The following is a 15,063-nucleotide window of genomic DNA, read 5'->3' as shown; positions in this document are numbered from 1 at the left end:
GCCCGCGCCTCCGGCCGGCCCGGCGCCTCAGGCCAGCCCGGCGGCCGGCGGCGGGGCCGTGCCGCCCAGGTGCGCCGGCAGCCACCAGGCGTCCTCCGGCTTCTCCGGCTTGTCCGGATACGAACTCTGCGCCGTCTCCAGCAGCTCCTGGACCCGCTCCCGCAGCCGCTCCGTGAGGCCGGCCGCCGACTCCCCGGGCTCGGCGGTCAGCGGGGCGCCGATCCTGATGCTGATCGGGATGTGGTTGCGCCGCAGCTCCCGCTTGCGCCCCTTGGTCCACAGCCGCTGCGTCCCCCACAGCGCCACCGGCAGCAGCGGCACCGCCGCCTCCTGCGCCATCCGGGCCGCGCCCGACTTGAACTTCCGCAGCGTGAACGACGGCGAGATCGTCGCCTCGGGGAAGACGCCCACGATCTCCCCGGAGCGCAGCGCGTCCAGGGCCGGCGCGAACGCCTGGTCCCCCCGCACCCGGTCGACCGGGATGTGCTTCATCGCGCGCATCAACGGGCCCGACACCCGGTGCCGGAAGACCGACTCCTTGGCCATGAAGCGCACCAGCCGCTTCGCCGGCCTGGCGGCGAACCCGGCGAAGACGAAGTCGAGATACCCGATGTGGTTGCTGGCCAGCACCGCGCCCCCCTGCCTGGGCACGTGCTCCTCGCCCACGATGTCAAAGCGCAGGTCGAGCACCTTGAACATGGTCCGTGCGGTGGCGATCACCGGCGGGTACACGAACTCAGGCATCTGGGGAACCTCTTTCGGAGTGGCAACCTACGCCACCGTAACTTCCGGGGACGCCCGATCGTGCCCGAAAGCCGGGGGATTCGCCACCCCACGCCACCCCGGCCGACACGTATCGGCCGCCGATCCGGCAACGCCCGCCGGGGAGTTGGGTCCGGGACGGGCGGGAAGAAAATCCCGTCCCGGCGGGCTGTCCCCGACGGGGGCCGCGAAGCCCTCGGAGAGCGGGGAGTTCCATGAACGACGAACACCGGCCGGCGCCCGACCGGTTGGACGCGGCGACGCTCGGCGCCGACGCGCTGGGGGAGCGGGCCACCCTGGTCCAGTTCTCCACCGCGTTCTGCCAGCCCTGCCGGGCCACCCGCGCCGTGCTGGCCGACGTGGCCGCGGTGGTCCCCGGCGTGACCCACCTGGAGATCGACGCCGAGTCGCGCCTCGACCTGGTGCGCGCCCTGGGCGTCACCGCCACCCCCACCACCCTGGTGCTCGACGCGACGGGAGGCGTGGTGCGGCGGGCGGTGGGGCAGCCTCGACGCGTGGACGTGATCGCGGCGCTGGGCGCGGCGATCGGGGACTGACGGCGGCCGCGCGGGGCTCCGGGAACCACAACGGGGTCGAGGGGCCGGCGCGTTGGCCATGTCACAGTGCGACATGCTTGCCCGAGGGGGATACCCTCTAGTGTACTGGCGAGTAACTACCGGGTTGATCTTGCCAGTGCCCGTTGCGGACCGACTAGCTGTAGGAGAGCCGGCGTGAGCTTGAAGATCGTTGTCTGTGTGAAGTACGTACCCGACGCGACGGGCGACCGCGGCTTCACCGAGGACCTGACCACCGACCGGGACGCCGTGGACGGCCTGCTGTCGGAGCTGGACGAGTACGCCGTCGAGCAGGCCCTGCGGATCGCCGAGAACGTCGAGGACGGGGACGACGCCGAGGTCACCGTCGTGACCGTCGGCCCCGAGGACGCCAACGACGCGCTGCGCAAGGCGCTGTCGATGGGCGCCGACAAGGCCGTCCACGTCGAGGACGAGGACATCCTCGGCAGCGACGTCTTCGGCACGTCGCTGGTGCTGGCCAAGGCCGTCGAGCACGTCGGCTACGACCTGGTCGTCTGCGGCATGGCCTCGACCGACGGCGCCATGGGCGTGCTGCCGGCGCTGCTCGCCGAGCGGCTCCAGGTGCCGCAGGTGACGCTGCTGTCCGAGCTGTCCGTCGCCGAGGGCAAGGTCACCGGCCGCCGCGACGGGGACGCCGCCACCGAGCGGCTCCAGGCGGCGCTGCCCGCCGTCGTCTCGGTCACCGACCAGTCGGGGGAGGCCCGTTACCCCTCGTTCAAGGGGATCATGGCGGCCAAGAAGAAGCCGGTGGAGAGCCTCGACCTGGAGGACCTGGAGATCGAGGCCGAGCAGGTCGGCCTGGCCGGCTCCCGCACGAGGGTCGAGTCGGCCACCCCGCGCCCGGCGCGCACCGCCGGCGAGATCGTCACCGACGAGGGCGACGGCGCCAAGAAGCTGGCCGCCTTCCTCGCCGAGCGCAAGTTCGTCTGACGCGCCGCCGGGCGACGCCCCAGGCGACCGCCCCTTCCGACCGCCGCTGTTCGCATCCCGCTGGAGAAACGTTCCCATGGCTGAAGTCCTCGTCCACGTCGACCATGTCGACGGCACCGTCCGGAAGCCCACCCTGGAGCTGCTGACCCTCGCCCGCCGCCTCGGCGACCCCGTCGCCGTCCACCTGGGCCCCGGCGCCGAGGCCGCCGCCGCCGTGCTCGGCGAGCACGGCGCCACCCGCGTCCTGGCCCTGGACGCGCCCGAGTTCGCCGACTACCTGGTGGCGCCGAAGGTCGACGCCCTCCAGGCCGCCGTCGCCGCCGTCTCCCCGGCCGCCGTGCTGGTGCCCTCCTCGCCCGAGGGCAAGGAGATCGCCGCCCGCCTCGCGCTCCGCCTGGACGCCGGCCTGCTGACCGACGCCGTGGACGTCACCGCCGGCGACGAGGGTCCGGTGGTCAGCCAGTCGGTCTTCGCCGCCGCCTACACCACCACCTCCCGCGTCACCCAGGGCACCCCGGTGATCACCGTCAAGCCCAACGCGGTGGCCCCCGAGCCGGCCCCGGCCGCCGGCGCGGTCGAGGAGCTGTCCGTCTCCTTCGGCCCGCTGGCCACCGGCACCCGGGTCGTCTCCCGCACCCCGCGCGAGTCCACCGGCCGCCCCGAGCTGACCGAGGCCGCGATCGTGGTCTCCGGCGGGCGCGGCGTCAACGGCGCGGAGAACTTCGCGGTCATCGAGGCCCTGGCCGACTCCCTGGGCGGCGCCGTCGGCGCCTCCCGCGCGGCGGTCGACGCCGGCTGGTACCCGCACTCCCACCAGGTCGGCCAGACCGGCAAGACGGTCTCGCCGCAGCTGTACGTCGCCGCCGGCATCTCCGGCGCCATCCAGCACCGGGCCGGGATGCAGACCTCGAAGACCATCGTGGCGATCAACAAGGACGCCGAGGCCCCGATCTTCGAGCTGGTCGACTACGGCGTCGTCGGGGACCTCTTCGACGTGGTCCCCGCCCTCACCGACGAGGTGAAGGCCCGCAAGGGCTGAGCCTCGCGGGCCTTCACGGTCCGGGTCCTTCGGTCGTGGTCGTGGGGGGGGGGGGGGGGGGGGGGGGGGCCCCCCCCCCCCCCCGCGGGGGGGGGGGGGGGGGGCGGGGGCCCCCCCCGGGCGGGGCCTTGGGTGGGTGGGTGGGTGGGGGGGGCGCCCCGCCCCCCCCCCCCACCACACCGTCAGGTGACGGTCGCCGGCGTCGCCGACACCCGCCTTCGTCGCAGTCGCCAGCCGGCGGCCCCGGTCCGCACCGGCTCGGGCGCCGGCGTGGCGCGGCGAGCCGCGCGACGCATGTCGGCCTCCCACTCCGGGACGGCCGGCGGCGGACCGCTGCCGTTGTCCTCGTTCCACTGACCTATCACCAACGCGGCCAGCAGGTGGTGGTACTCCATGATGGTCTCCTCAGCTCCGAGGTCATGGCGGATCTCCTCCGCCGACCACCAGCCTCCGAGACGGCGTTTACGGCACCTTTGCCCGGTGATCAACCCTCCATGGCGATCCGTCGTCGGCCGATGAACGTCATGTGACGCCGAACGCCCCGTGTTGCGTCGGATCGCGCCCGACCCCCGACCGACCCGAGAGGGGCCCACATGACCCACCGCGACGAGGCCGCCCGCAGCCTGCCGCCCGCCGTCCACGCCGAGCTGGGCGCGACCCTGGCCGACGTCGACGCCGAACTCGCCCGCCGCTACCCGGGCGACGCCGGCACCCGCCAGCCCGTGCACACCGTCTACGTCCCCGCCGACCGCCACACCGCCACCACCCCCGCCGACTGGGGCCGCGCGGCCCTGGACCTCCTCGACCAACACGCCCCCGACGCCGCCGCGTTCGCCGCCGCCCTCGACCAACCGCCCGGCGCGGCCGACGACCTGCTGAACCGGGTGCGCGCCAAGCTCGCCCACGAGCCGGTCGAGGACCTGCGCCTCGACTTCGAGGACGGTTTCGCCCCGCGCCCCGACGCCGAGGAGGACGCCGTCGCCGCCGAGGCCGCCCGGCATGTCGCCACCGCCCACGCCGAGGGCCGGGGCACGCCGTTCGTCGGCATTCGCTGCCAGTCCCTGGAGGCGCCCGTCCGGGACCGCGCCCTGCGCACCCTCGACATCTTCCTCACCGCCCTGCTGGCCCACGGCCCGCTGCCCGCTGGTCTCCGGCTGACCCTTCCCAAGGTCAGCCACCCCCGACAGGCCGCCGCCATGGCCCGCCTGTTGACCGCCCTGGAGGACGCCCTCGGCCTGCCCGAGCGCCGGCTGCGGTTCGAGATCCAGATCGAGACGCCCCAGGCCGTGCTCGGCCCCGACGGGCTGGCCACCGTCGCCCGCCTCATCGACCACGGCGAGGGACGCGTCGAGGGGCTGCACTACGGCACGTTCGACTACAGCGCCGCCCTCGGCATCAGCGCCGCCCACCAGGCGCCCGACCACCCGGCCGCCGACCACGCCAAGGCCGTGATGCAGCTGGCCGCCGCCGGCACCGGGGTGCGGCTCTCCGACGGCTCCACCCAGGTGCTGCCCGTCGGCCCGACCGAACAGGTCCACGCCGCCTGGCGCACCCACCACCGGCTCGTCACCCGCGCCCTGGCCCGGGGCTACTACCAGGGCTGGGACACCCACCCCGGCCACCTGCCCACCCGGTACGCCGCCGTCTACGCCTTCTACCGCGCCGGCCTGCCGGACGCCGCCGGCCGACTGGCCGACTACGCCGCCGGCACAACGGGCGCGATCCTCGACGAGCCGGCAACGGCCCGTGCGTTGGCCGGATTTCTGCTGCGGGGGCTGCGCTGCGGCGCGTTCACCGAGCAGGAGGTGACCGGGCGCACCGGGCTGGCCACGGAACGGCTGACGCACTACGCCGCGCCCCGGCCCACCCCCGACGCCCGATGATCGGATTGGACAACCGTGCTCCCACCGACCAGGCTTTCCGCTCATGACCACTGATCTTGTCGCCGCCGTTGACATCGGCGGCACCAAAATCGCCGGTGCCCTGGTCACCGGCGAAGGGGAACTGCTCCACCGCACGCAACGCCCGACCCCGGCTAGGGAGTCGGCCGCCGACGTGCTGCGAGCCGTGACCGATGTGGTCACCCATCTCACCGAGACCGACGACTGGTCCCGGGTGCGCGCCCTGGGCATCGGCAGCGCCGGCCCCCTGGACGCCAGGCTCGGCACCGTCAGCCCCGTCAACATCCCCAACTGGCGGGACTTTCCCCTCGTCGAGGGCGTGCGCAAGGTCGTCGGTGAGCTGCCGGTGACCCTCGTCGGCGACGGCGCCGCCATCGCCGCCGGCGAGCACTGGCGCGGCGCGGCCACGGGCCGCCGCAACGCGCTGTGCATGGTCGTCTCCACCGGCGTCGGCGGCGGACTGATCGTGGACAACCGGCTCTACGCAGGCCCCACCGGCAACGCCGGCCACATCGGGCACATCAGCGTCGACTTCAACGGCGACCGCTGCCCCTGCGGCGGACGCGGCTGCGTGGAGCGGATCGCCAGCGGCACCAACATCGCCCGGTACGCCCTGGCCGCCGGCTGGCGCCCGGCCGCCCCGGACGGCGACGCCACGACCGCCGGGGTGTCGGTGGCCGCCGCCGGCGGCGACCCGATCGCCCTGGAGGCGTTCGACCGCGCCGCCCGCGCCCTGGCCGCCGGCATCGCGGCCACCGCCACCCTGGTCGAGCTGGAGACGGTGGTGATCGGCGGCGGCGTCAGCCAGGCGGGGGAGGTGCTCTTCGCGCCGGTGCGGCGGGCGTTGGCCGAGTACGCGACGCTGCCCTACGTCCAGGGCATCGACGTGGTCCCGGCCCAACTCGGCACCGACGCCGGCCTGGTGGGCGCGGCGGCGGTCAGCTGGCAGGAGAGCGGGACGTTTTTGCCCTGGGGTGAAGCGGGCAACTGACACCTGGGCGACGAAGGAGGGGGTTCGTGATCATCTGGCTCAACGGCGCGTTTGGCGCCGGCAAGACCACGGCCGCACACGAACTGCTCCATCTGTTGCCGGGCAGCACCCTGTTCGAGCCGGAGCGCATCGGCGACCAGTTGCGCGGGATGCTGCCCAAGGAACGCCTCGCCGAGGTCGACGACTACCAGGATCTGCCGTCCTGGCGGAGCCTGGTGGTCGACACGGCCTCGGCGTTGCTCTCCGAGCTGCCGGGGCCGTTGATCACGCCCATGAGCCTGCTGAGCCAGGCGTACCGGGACGAGATCTTCGGCGGCCTGGCCGCCCGCCGCATCCCGGTGCGGCACTTCCTGCTCCAGACCGAAGAAACGTTCCTGCGGGCGCGGATCGACCAGCGGGCCGCCGTCGACGGCGACGCGGTCCGCGCCCGCTGCCTGGACCGTCTCGCCCAGTACGACGCGGCCCTCTCCTGGCTCGCCGACGACGCCCACCCGGTGTCCGTCTCCCGGCTGACGCCCCGGCAGACCGCCGAGGCGCTCGCCGAGGGCGTCCGACGCGGCGACGGCGCCTGCGCCATCGTGCAGACCGCGCCGCCCCGCGCCGAAACCCTGGCCGCCGGCGTCCTCTTCTTCGACGAACACGGCCGGGTGCTGCTCGTCGACCCCACCTACAAGCCCGGCTGGGAGTTCCCCGGCGGCGTCGTCGAAACCGGGGAGGCGCCCACCCTCGCCGCCGCCCGCGAGGTCGTCGAGGAACTCGGCCTGACGCTGGACGCCGAGCCCCGCCCCCTCGTCGTGGACTGGGAACCGCCCCGCCACCGTGGCTTCGGCGGCGTCCGGCTGCTCTTCGACGGCGGGGTGCTGTCCGCCGAACGGCTGGAACGGCTCCTGCTGCCCGACGACGAGCTCCGCGACTGGCGCCTGGTCACCGAGGCCGAGGCCGAACAGCTGCTGGACGGCCGCCGGTTCCGCCGGCTGCGCGCCGCGCTGCGCGCCCGCGCCCTGGGCCGCCCCCTCTACCTGGAGCGCGGTCACCCGATCGGCGCCTGACCCACCCCGGGGCGCCGCCGAATCGAAGGCCCCCACACCGCCAGGAATCGCGCGCCCAGCGCCGCCGCCCTAGCGTGGTGACGACGGCCCCGACACGGGGGAGGACTCCCACGGGCGGTGACCCCATGCGTCTCGCGGAGCATCAGCCCGACCCGCGCCACCCGCACGACCCCTGGCCCGACCCCTCGATCGAGGACCCCATGGGCTGGGGGACCCGCGCCGCCTTCGGGCTGATGGCCGGCACGGTCGCGCTCGGGCTGACCATGATGGTCGGCGCCGTCCACGCCCCCGAGGGGCCGCCCCAACCCGCCGCCACCGGCGCCGCCAGCGCCCCGCCCACCGGCGCCGCCCTCGACCCGCTCGACCACGCCGAACCGACCTGGGTCACCATCCCCGCCATCGGCGTCGACGCCCCGCTCACCTCCGTCGGCCTCGACCCCGAGGGCTGGGTCGACGCCCCGCCGCAGGAGGTCGACAACCTCGCCGGCTGGTTCCGCGACGCCGCCTCGCCCGGCGCGGCCGGCACCGCCGTCCTCGTCGGCCACGTCGACAACGCCGAAGGACCCGCCGTCTTCTACGGCCTCGGCGAGCTGCACCCCGGCGACACCATCGACGTGGTCCGCGAGGACGGCCTGGAGGTGACGTTCACCGTCTACGAGACGGCCGTCTACGAGAAGGACCAACTCCCCGAGCGCGTCTACCGCGACACCGACCGCCCCGAGCTGCGCGTCATCACCTGCGGCGGCGCCTTCGAGCCCGACACCGGGGGCTACAGCGGAAACGTCGTCGTCTACGCGACGCTCACCGGCGCCCGGTGACGCGGGCGGCCCCGCCGCTCACCCGTTCGCTCCCGCTGGGGTGTTGACACCCCTCCGGCGTGATTAGGTCAGGCAAGGGGTGAGATACCGCACCATCCAGCGCATTCGCGACAAAGGAGTCCCCTGATGAGCAGACTACGGACCGCGCTGGCCGCCGCCGGGCTCGGCGCCACCGTCACCCTGGCCGCCGCCCCGGCCGCCCTGGCCGTCGACGACCCGGCGCCCGCGCAGATCGTGGACTTCGGCTACAGCGTCTCCCCGGGAACGGTCCGCCCCGGCGGCGCCGTGGACCTCACCGTCACCGGCTGCACCGAGTACGAGGCGACCGCCGAGTCCCCCGTCTTCGACCGCGTCGTGCTCGGCGTCCCCGGCGAACTCCAGAGCGCCCGCACCACCGTGGACACCGACGCCCGCCGAGGCGCCCAGTACGACGTGATCTTCTCCTGCGGCCCCCAGACGGCCGCCGCCCGGCTGGCCATCTCCCCGGCCACCACCCCCACGCCCACCGCGACGCCGACCACCACCTCCACCTCCACGGCCAAGCCAAGTCTCGGCGCACAGGCGGGCGTTGGCGGCACCCAGTCCGGCATCGCGCCCATGGTGCTGGCCGGCGCCGGCCTCACCATCGCCTCCGTCGCCGGCGGCGCGATGCTGGTGCGACGCCGCGCCTCCCGCCACTGACACCGGCCGCGCCCGCCCGGCCCGGCACGTTCAGCGAGGCGGCCCGCCCGGCCCGTTCAGCCGGCGACCGACGCCGCGTACCGCGCCAGGAACAGCGCCTCGGCCACCGACATCCGCTCCAACTCCTCCGGCGAGACGCTCTCGTCCACCGCGTGGATGCGCGCCGCCGCGTCGCTCAGCCCGATCATCACCACCTCCGCCTTCGGATACAGCGCCCCCAGCGTCGCCGTCAGCGGGATCGAACCGCCCTGCCCCACCACCGCCATCTCCGCGCCGCCGTAGGCGTCCCGCATCGCCGAGGCCATCGCCGCGTACGCGGGGCTGGTGACATCCGCCCGGAACGGCTGCCCCTCGCCCGTCCGTTCGACCGAGACCCGCGCCCCCCACGGCGCCCTGGCCCGCAGATGCGCCTCCACCAGCGCGCTGGCCGCGCCCGGCGCCATCCCCGGTGGCACCCGCAGGCCGAGCGCCGCCCGCGCACGCGCCTGCACCGAGGGCGTCGCGCCCACCACCGGCGGGCAGTCGATGCCCATCACCGTCAACGACGGCCTGGCCCACAGCCGGTCGGCGACCGAGCCCGAGCCGATCAGCCCCACCCCGTCCAACACCCCGGCGTCCGCCCGGAACGCCTCCTCCGGATACTCCGTGCCGGCCCAACTCCCGCCCGCCTCCAGCCCGTCCACGGCGAGCGCGCCGTCGGCGTCGAACAGCGAGTCCAGCATCCGCACCAGCGCCGCCAGCGCGTCGGGCGCCACCCCGCCGAACGCGCCCGAGTGGAGATTCCCCGCGAGGGTCTCCACCGTGACGTCCAACGTGGCCATCCCCCGCAGACTGGCCGTCACCGTCGGCTGCCCGGCCCGGACGTTCCCCGTGTCGCCGATCACGATCACATCGGCCGCCAGCAGCTCCGGATGATCCCGCGCGTACCGCTCCAGGCCGCCGGTGCCCTGCTCCTCCGAGCCCTCGACGATCACCTTGACCCCGACGGGAACCCCGCCGTTGGCCCGCAGCGCGCGCAGCGCCAACAGGTGCATCAGCACGCCGCCCTTGCAGTCCGCCGCGCCCCGCCCGTACCAGCGGCCGTCCCGCTCGGTCAGCTCGAACGGCGGCGAGGACCACGCCGCCTCGTCCAACGGCGGCTGCACGTCATAGTGCGCGTACAGCAACACCGTTGGCGCGCCCCGCGGCCCCGGCAACTCCCCGTAGACGGACTCCGTGCCGTCCGGCGTCGCAACCACCCGCACCTCGGGAAAGCCCTCCGCCCGCAGCGCGTCCGCGATCCACCGCGCCGCCGCCCGGCACTCCTCGACCGGGAACTGCCGTGGATCGGCCACCGATCGGAACGCGACCAGCTCGGCCAGCTCGTCCCTGGCCCCCGGCAGGGCGGCGGCGACCGAGGCGGCGACGGCGGCGTGCTGCGGACTGTACGGCATGGAACTCTCCTTGAACGGGCGCGACCGGCGCCCGGAACGACCCTCGTGCGGCGTCGGCGCACGGCACCCGGTACACCGTGTCCGAACATCGGTGCGGCCGATGATGTCACAGGGGACTGACAACGCCCCGACGCGGCCGTAAACCCGCAGACCATCCCCGGTGCCGCCGCACTAGGATGCTCAGCGGCCAGGCAACAGAACCGTATCGGGGAGCACGGGCACATCGTGAGCAGCGACAACGAAGCCGAGGACCGGACCGTCTGGGACGTCGTCGTGGTCGGTGCCGGGCCCGGCGGATCATCCGCCGCCCGCGCCGCCGCCGAGGCCGGCCGCCGGGTGCTGCTGCTAGAGAAGGCCGAACTGCCCCGCTACAAGACCTGCGGCGGCGGCATCATCGGTCCCAGCCGCGACGCGCTGCCGCCCGGCTTCGAACTGCCGCTGCGGGACCGGGTGCACGCCGTCACCTTCTCGCTCAACGGCCGGCTCGCCCGCACCCGCCGCTCCAAGCGGATGCTGTTCGGGCTGGTCAACCGCCCCGAGTTCGACGAGCGGCTGGCGCAGGCCGCCGTCAAGGCCGGCGCCGAGCTGCGCACCGGCGTCACCGTCTCCCGCGTCGAGCAGCACGGCCCGGCCGTCCCCGACCGGCGCACCGTCGCCGTCGTGCTGGCCGACGGCGAGATCGTGCTGGCCCGCGCCGTCGTCGGCGCCGACGGCAGCGCCAGCCGGATAGGAGCCCACGTCGGCGTCCGCCTCGACCAGGTCGACCTCGGCCTGGAGGCGGAGATCCCGGTCCCGCCCGAGGTGGCCGGCGACTGGCGCGGCCGCGTCCTGATCGACTGGGGCCCGCTGCCCGGCTCCTACGGCTGGGTCTTCCCCAAGGGCGAGGTGCTGACCGTCGGCGTCATCTCCGCCCGGGGCGAGGGCGCCGCCACCAAGCGGTACCTGGAGCAGTTCATCGGCCGGCTCGGCCTGTCCGGGTTCGAACCCAGCGTCTCCTCCGGCCATCTGACCCGCTGCCGCACGGACGACTCCCCGCTCTCCCGGGGCCGCGTCCTGGTCTGCGGGGACGCCGCCGGCCTGCTGGAGCCCTGGACCAGGGAGGGCATCTCCTTCGCGCTGCGCTCCGGGCGGCTCGCCGGCCAGTGGGCCGTACGCATCGCCGAGGCCCTCGACGCCGTGGACGCCCGCCGCCAGGCGCTCAACTACACCTTCGCCATCAAGTCCGGGCTCGGCGTGGAGATGGGCGTCGGCCGCCGGATGCTGACCGCGTTCTCCCAGCGACCCAGGCTGCTGCACACCACCCTCGTCGGCTTCCGCCCCGCCTGGGCCGCGTTCACCCAGATCACCCGGGGCTCCACCACGCTCGCCGGCCTCGTCCGCACCCACCCCATGGCCCGCCGCGCGCTCAGCGCCCTGGACCGACGCGCCGGCGCCGGCGCTCAGGAGGCCAGCGCGGAGCCCGGGAGCAGGCCGGGGGAGTGACCCGCATCCCGGCCCGGGGTCAACTCCGCCGAGAGAGAGGGGTCCTGGCGCAGCATCCGCTGGTGCAGCTCGCGTAGCTCCGGCCCCGGATCGCAGCCCAACTCGCGCGCCATCCGCCGCCGCGTCTCCTCGTATGTCACCAGCGCGTCGGCCGACCGGCCGCTCCGGTACAGCGCCAGCATCAGCAGCCACACCAGCCGCTCCCGCAACGGATGCACCGCGACCTGCCGCATCAGCTCGTGCACGCACTCGTGGTAACGGCCGCGCTCCACCAGGCTCTCCAGCCGCGCCTCCAGCACCAGCAGCCGCTTCTCCGCCCACCGCCGGCGCTCGGCCGCCAGCAGCGGCCCGTCGAGCCCCTCGGCGAACTCCCCGCGCCACAGCGCCTCGGCCCGGGCCGCCAACTCCTCGGCGTGGTCCGGGTCCCCCGCGTTCCTGGCGGCCACCGCCCGCGCCAGCAGCGCCCGCCGCTCCGCCAGATCGTCGATCGCCACCCCGGTCAGCACATAGCCGCTGCCGGTCCAGCGGGGGCCGACGTCCTCGCCCAACGCGCGCCGAATCCCGGACACGTACTTCTGCACCAGGTTGCGCACCCCGCCGGGCACGTCCTCGCCCCACACCGCGTCCACCAGCGCGTCGAACGTGATCGGCCGGCCCTCCCGCAGCAACAGCACGGCCAGCACCGCCCGCTGCCGGGGCGGCCCCAACGGCAGCTCACGACCGCCGCGCAACACCCGGATCGGCCCCAGCAGTTCCCCACGCACAGCCTCCGCCATGCAACGAGCGTAACCCGCCCCCGCCACACACCCCGGGCCGCGCGCACCACCCGCGCCCGGTCCGTTTCCCCCACGCCCCCGAGGGAACGTCCTACCCGTCCCTCCCGACGGCCCGGCCCGACCCGTCGGTGGGCCTGTGCGGGGTTCTTCCAGCGAGCCTTCCAGTGACTCTTCCAGCGGACGTTCCAGCGACCGGTCAGTGCCTGGTCAGCGGCGCGCGGCACCGTGGCGGCAGCTCACCCTCCAGGAAGGTACGACCCCGTGAAGGCACCGCGACACGCTCCCGCCGGAGCTGGCCCCCTGAACCGCCTCGGCCGCCTCGCCGTGCGCTGGCCCGGCACGATCCTGCTGGTCGCCGCCGCGCTGCTGCCGCTGCTCGGGCTGTTCGGGGCGGGCGCCCCCGGCGCCCTCCAACTCGCCCGCTGGGACGCCCCCGGCACCGAGTCCGTCCGCGTCCAGGAGGTGCTGCGCGAGCGCTATGGCACCGGCAACCCCAACCTCGCGCTGCTGGTCACCGCCCACGGCGGCGACGTCGACCAGCCCGAGACCGCCGCCGCCGGCCAACGCGTCGCCGACGAACTCGCCGAGCACCCGATGGTCACCGACGTCACCGCCTACTGGACGGACCGCGACGCCGCGCTGCGCGCCGACGACGGCAGCCGCGCCCTGATCCTCGCCCGCCTGGAGGGCGACGCCACCGAGACCCGCGCCGAACTCGCCGACCTCTCGCCGCGGTTGACCCAGGAGAACGACCTGATCAGCGTCGCCGTCGGCGGGCAGGAGGAGGTCTCACGGCAGGTCGGCGAGCAGGCGACGGCCGACTTCCTGACCGCCGAACTGATCGTGCTGCCCACCGTCACCCTGCTGCTGGCGCTGGTCTACCGGCGCACCGTCGCCGCCCTGGTCACCGTCGGCATCGGACTGTTCAGCGTGCTGGCGACCCTCGCCGGGCTGCGGCTGATCGCCCAGGTCACGCCCGTCTCCACCTTCGCCGCCAACCTCGCCCTCGTCCTCGGGCTCGGACTCGGCATCGACTACTGCCTGTTCGTCATCAACCGCTACCGCGAGGAACGCGCCGCCGGGCTGCCCAACGAGGCCGCCGTCACCCGCGCGGTCGCCGTCGCCGGCCGGACCGTGATCTTCAGCGGCGTCACCGTCGCCATCTCCCTGGCCGCCCTGCTGGTCTTCCCGTTCTTCTTCCTCAGCTCCTTCGCCTACGCCGGCGTGCTGGTGGTGCTCGCCTCCGTCGCCGGTGCCACGCTGATCCTGCCGGCGGCCCTCGCCCGCTTCGGCCACCGCTTCGAGGCGCCGGCCGGCGGCCAACGCGCCGCCCGCTGGTGGGAGGGCGCCGCCCGGTTCGTGCTACGCCGGCCGCTGGTCACCGGCCTGGCCGCGCTCGCCGTGCTGCTGCTCGCCGCCTCCCCGGTCCTCGGGCTCCGCTTCGGGCTGCCCGACCAACGCACCCTGCCGGAGGGCACCTCCAGCCGCGTCGTCGCCGAGGAGACCGCCGAACACTTCACCGCCGAACCCACCGACACCCTCTTCGTCGTCACCGCACCTGGCGACCGCCCCGACGCCGACCAGACCGCCCGCTACGCCGCCGAACTCTCCCGCCACCCCGGGGTGTTCCACGTCGTCTCGCCCGCCGGCACCCACCGCGACGGACAGTTGGCCGAGCCGCCGGGAACGGCCGCCGCCGACCTGACCGGACCGGACGGCTCCGTCCTGCTGACCGTGGTGCCCACCCAGACGGCCATGGCCGGCGACGTGCCCGGGCTCGTCGCCGACCTGCGCGACGTTCCCGCGCCCGTGCCGACCGAGGTCGGCGGCTACCCGGCCGAGACCAGCGACTTCCGCTCCGTGCTGCTCTCCCGGGTGCCGCTGCTGGCCGCCCTCGTCCTGGTCGCCACCGCCGTGGTGCTCTTCCTCCTCACCGGCAGCGTCCTGCTGCCCGTCAAGGCGACCCTTCTCAACCTGCTCAGCCTCGGCGTGATGTTCGGCGCCCTGGTGTGGATCTTCCAGGACGGCAACCTCTCCGGCGTCCTCGGCTTCACCCCCACCGGCTCCATCGAACCCAGCATCCCCATGCTGATGTTCTGCGTCACCTACGGCCTGTCCATGGACTACGAGGTCTTCCTCCTCTCCCGCATCGCCGAGGAACACCGCCGCACCGGCGACACCCACGCCGCCGTCGTCGCCGGTGTCCGCCGCACCGCACCGCTCATCACGGCCGCCGCCGGCATCCTCGTCGTCACCTTCGCCACCTACGCCACCAGCGGCGTCGTCTTCCTCAAGGAACTCGGCATCGGCACCGCCCTGGTGATCCTGGCCGACGCCACCCTCATCCGCACCGTGCTGCTGCCGGCGTTCATGCGGCTGGCGGGCGGCGCCAACTGGTGGGCCCCGCCCCCGCTGCGCCGCTTCCACGACCGCTTCGGCCTCAGCGAGGAGCCGCCACCGGCCCCGGCCCCACCGCGGGAGGCGCCTACCACGGCGGGAGTAGGGGCGCGGCCGCCGGCCGGCTGACGCCGGGGCGGGCCGCCGGCCGCTACGGTGCCGGCATGACCTCGCCCGCGACCGCACCGACCGCGCGGCGGCCGCCGTG

14 protein-coding genes are annotated in these 15,063 nt (G+C 74.8%); 10 read left to right on the top strand and 4 right to left on the bottom strand.

Annotation, left to right across the window (positions count from 1 at the left end; genetic code table 11):
* Positions 1-27 precede the first annotated feature (27 nt).
* The gene (locus EBN88_RS22265) at positions 28-744 is read right to left on the bottom strand and encodes a lysophospholipid acyltransferase family protein (protein ID WP_122185690.1); all 717 of its coding nucleotides are present in this window, start codon (positions 742-744) and stop codon (positions 28-30) included.
* Positions 745-977: 233 nt separating this feature from the next.
* Between EBN88_RS22265 and EBN88_RS22260 the strand changes: the two genes are divergently transcribed.
* From EBN88_RS22260 to EBN88_RS22250, 3 genes are all read left to right on the top strand, one after another.
* The gene (locus EBN88_RS22260; RefSeq protein WP_122185689.1) at positions 978-1,319 is read left to right on the top strand and encodes a TlpA family protein disulfide reductase; all 342 of its coding nucleotides are present in this window, start codon (positions 978-980) and stop codon (positions 1,317-1,319) included.
* Positions 1,320-1,493: 174 nt separating this feature from the next.
* Positions 1,494-2,288 carry an electron transfer flavoprotein subunit beta/FixA family protein gene (locus EBN88_RS22255; protein WP_122185688.1) on the top strand — a complete coding sequence of 265 codons (795 nt, stop codon included), beginning with the start codon at positions 1,494-1,496 and terminating at the stop codon, positions 2,286-2,288.
* A gap of 76 nt (positions 2,289-2,364) precedes the next feature.
* The gene (locus EBN88_RS22250) at positions 2,365-3,327 is read left to right on the top strand and encodes an electron transfer flavoprotein subunit alpha/FixB family protein (protein WP_122185687.1); all 963 of its coding nucleotides are present in this window, start codon (positions 2,365-2,367) and stop codon (positions 3,325-3,327) included.
* A 182-nt stretch (positions 3,328-3,509) separates the two neighbouring features.
* Here EBN88_RS22250 and EBN88_RS22240 read toward each other — a convergent pair whose 3' ends face one another.
* Complete coding sequence (locus tag EBN88_RS22240; RefSeq protein ID WP_122185686.1) at positions 3,510-3,722, bottom strand: hypothetical protein; 213 nt, start codon at positions 3,720-3,722, stop codon at positions 3,510-3,512.
* Positions 3,723-3,920: 198 nt separating this feature from the next.
* Here EBN88_RS22240 and EBN88_RS22235 point away from each other — a divergent pair, with 198 nt between their 5' ends.
* The 5 genes from EBN88_RS22235 (at position 3,921) to EBN88_RS30260 (ending at position 8,767) form a co-directional block, all read left to right on the top strand.
* Positions 3,921-5,210, top strand: coding sequence for a DUF6986 family protein (locus EBN88_RS22235; protein ID WP_122185685.1), 1,290 nt, complete (start codon positions 3,921-3,923; stop codon positions 5,208-5,210).
* A gap of 43 nt (positions 5,211-5,253) precedes the next feature.
* Positions 5,254-6,219 (top strand): ROK family protein, encoded by a 966-nt coding sequence (locus EBN88_RS22230; RefSeq protein ID WP_122185684.1) that lies wholly within the window; start codon positions 5,254-5,256, stop codon positions 6,217-6,219.
* 26 nt (positions 6,220-6,245) lie between these two features.
* On the top strand, positions 6,246-7,268 hold the full coding sequence (locus EBN88_RS22225) for an NUDIX hydrolase (RefSeq protein ID WP_122185683.1): 1,023 nt from the start codon (positions 6,246-6,248) through the stop codon (positions 7,266-7,268).
* Positions 7,269-7,393: 125 nt separating this feature from the next.
* Positions 7,394-8,086, top strand: a complete 693-nt coding sequence (locus tag EBN88_RS22220) for a class F sortase (RefSeq protein WP_325052777.1) — start codon at positions 7,394-7,396, stop codon at positions 8,084-8,086.
* 126 nt (positions 8,087-8,212) lie between these two features.
* Entirely contained in the window at positions 8,213-8,767 is a 555-nt protein-coding gene (locus EBN88_RS30260; RefSeq protein ID WP_147472803.1) for a hypothetical protein, read from the top strand.
* Between the two features lie 56 nt (positions 8,768-8,823).
* On the opposite strand, the gene EBN88_RS22210 is transcribed toward EBN88_RS30260, so the two are convergent.
* Positions 8,824-10,200 (bottom strand): dipeptidase, encoded by a 1,377-nt coding sequence (locus EBN88_RS22210; protein WP_122185681.1) that lies wholly within the window; start codon positions 10,198-10,200, stop codon positions 8,824-8,826.
* Between the two features lie 225 nt (positions 10,201-10,425).
* Between EBN88_RS22210 and EBN88_RS22205 the strand changes: the two genes are divergently transcribed.
* Positions 10,426-11,682 carry a geranylgeranyl reductase family protein gene (locus tag EBN88_RS22205; protein WP_122185680.1) on the top strand — a complete coding sequence of 419 codons (1,257 nt, stop codon included), beginning with the start codon at positions 10,426-10,428 and terminating at the stop codon, positions 11,680-11,682.
* On the opposite strand, the gene EBN88_RS22200 is transcribed toward EBN88_RS22205, so the two are convergent.
* A complete protein-coding gene (locus tag EBN88_RS22200; RefSeq protein WP_122185679.1) occupies positions 11,640-12,458 on the bottom strand; it encodes an AfsR/SARP family transcriptional regulator in 819 nt (272 codons plus the stop codon). The genes EBN88_RS22205 and EBN88_RS22200 overlap by 43 nt on opposite strands.
* A gap of 261 nt (positions 12,459-12,719) precedes the next feature.
* On the opposite strand from EBN88_RS22200, the gene EBN88_RS22195 reads away from it, so the two are divergent.
* Positions 12,720-14,984: an MMPL family transporter gene (locus EBN88_RS22195; RefSeq protein WP_233580846.1), complete on the top strand. Its 2,265-nt coding sequence runs from the start codon at positions 12,720-12,722 to the stop codon at positions 14,982-14,984.
* Positions 14,985-15,063: the final 79 nt, after the last annotated feature.

It is taken from the genome of Streptomyces triticirhizae (assembly GCF_003696235.1).
GTDB classification, from domain to species: Bacteria; Actinomycetota; Actinomycetes; order Streptomycetales; family Streptomycetaceae; genus Streptomyces; species Streptomyces triticirhizae.
The sequence above is the reverse complement of the archived record's forward strand: the minus strand, read 5'-3'. Positions and strand labels throughout refer to the sequence as shown.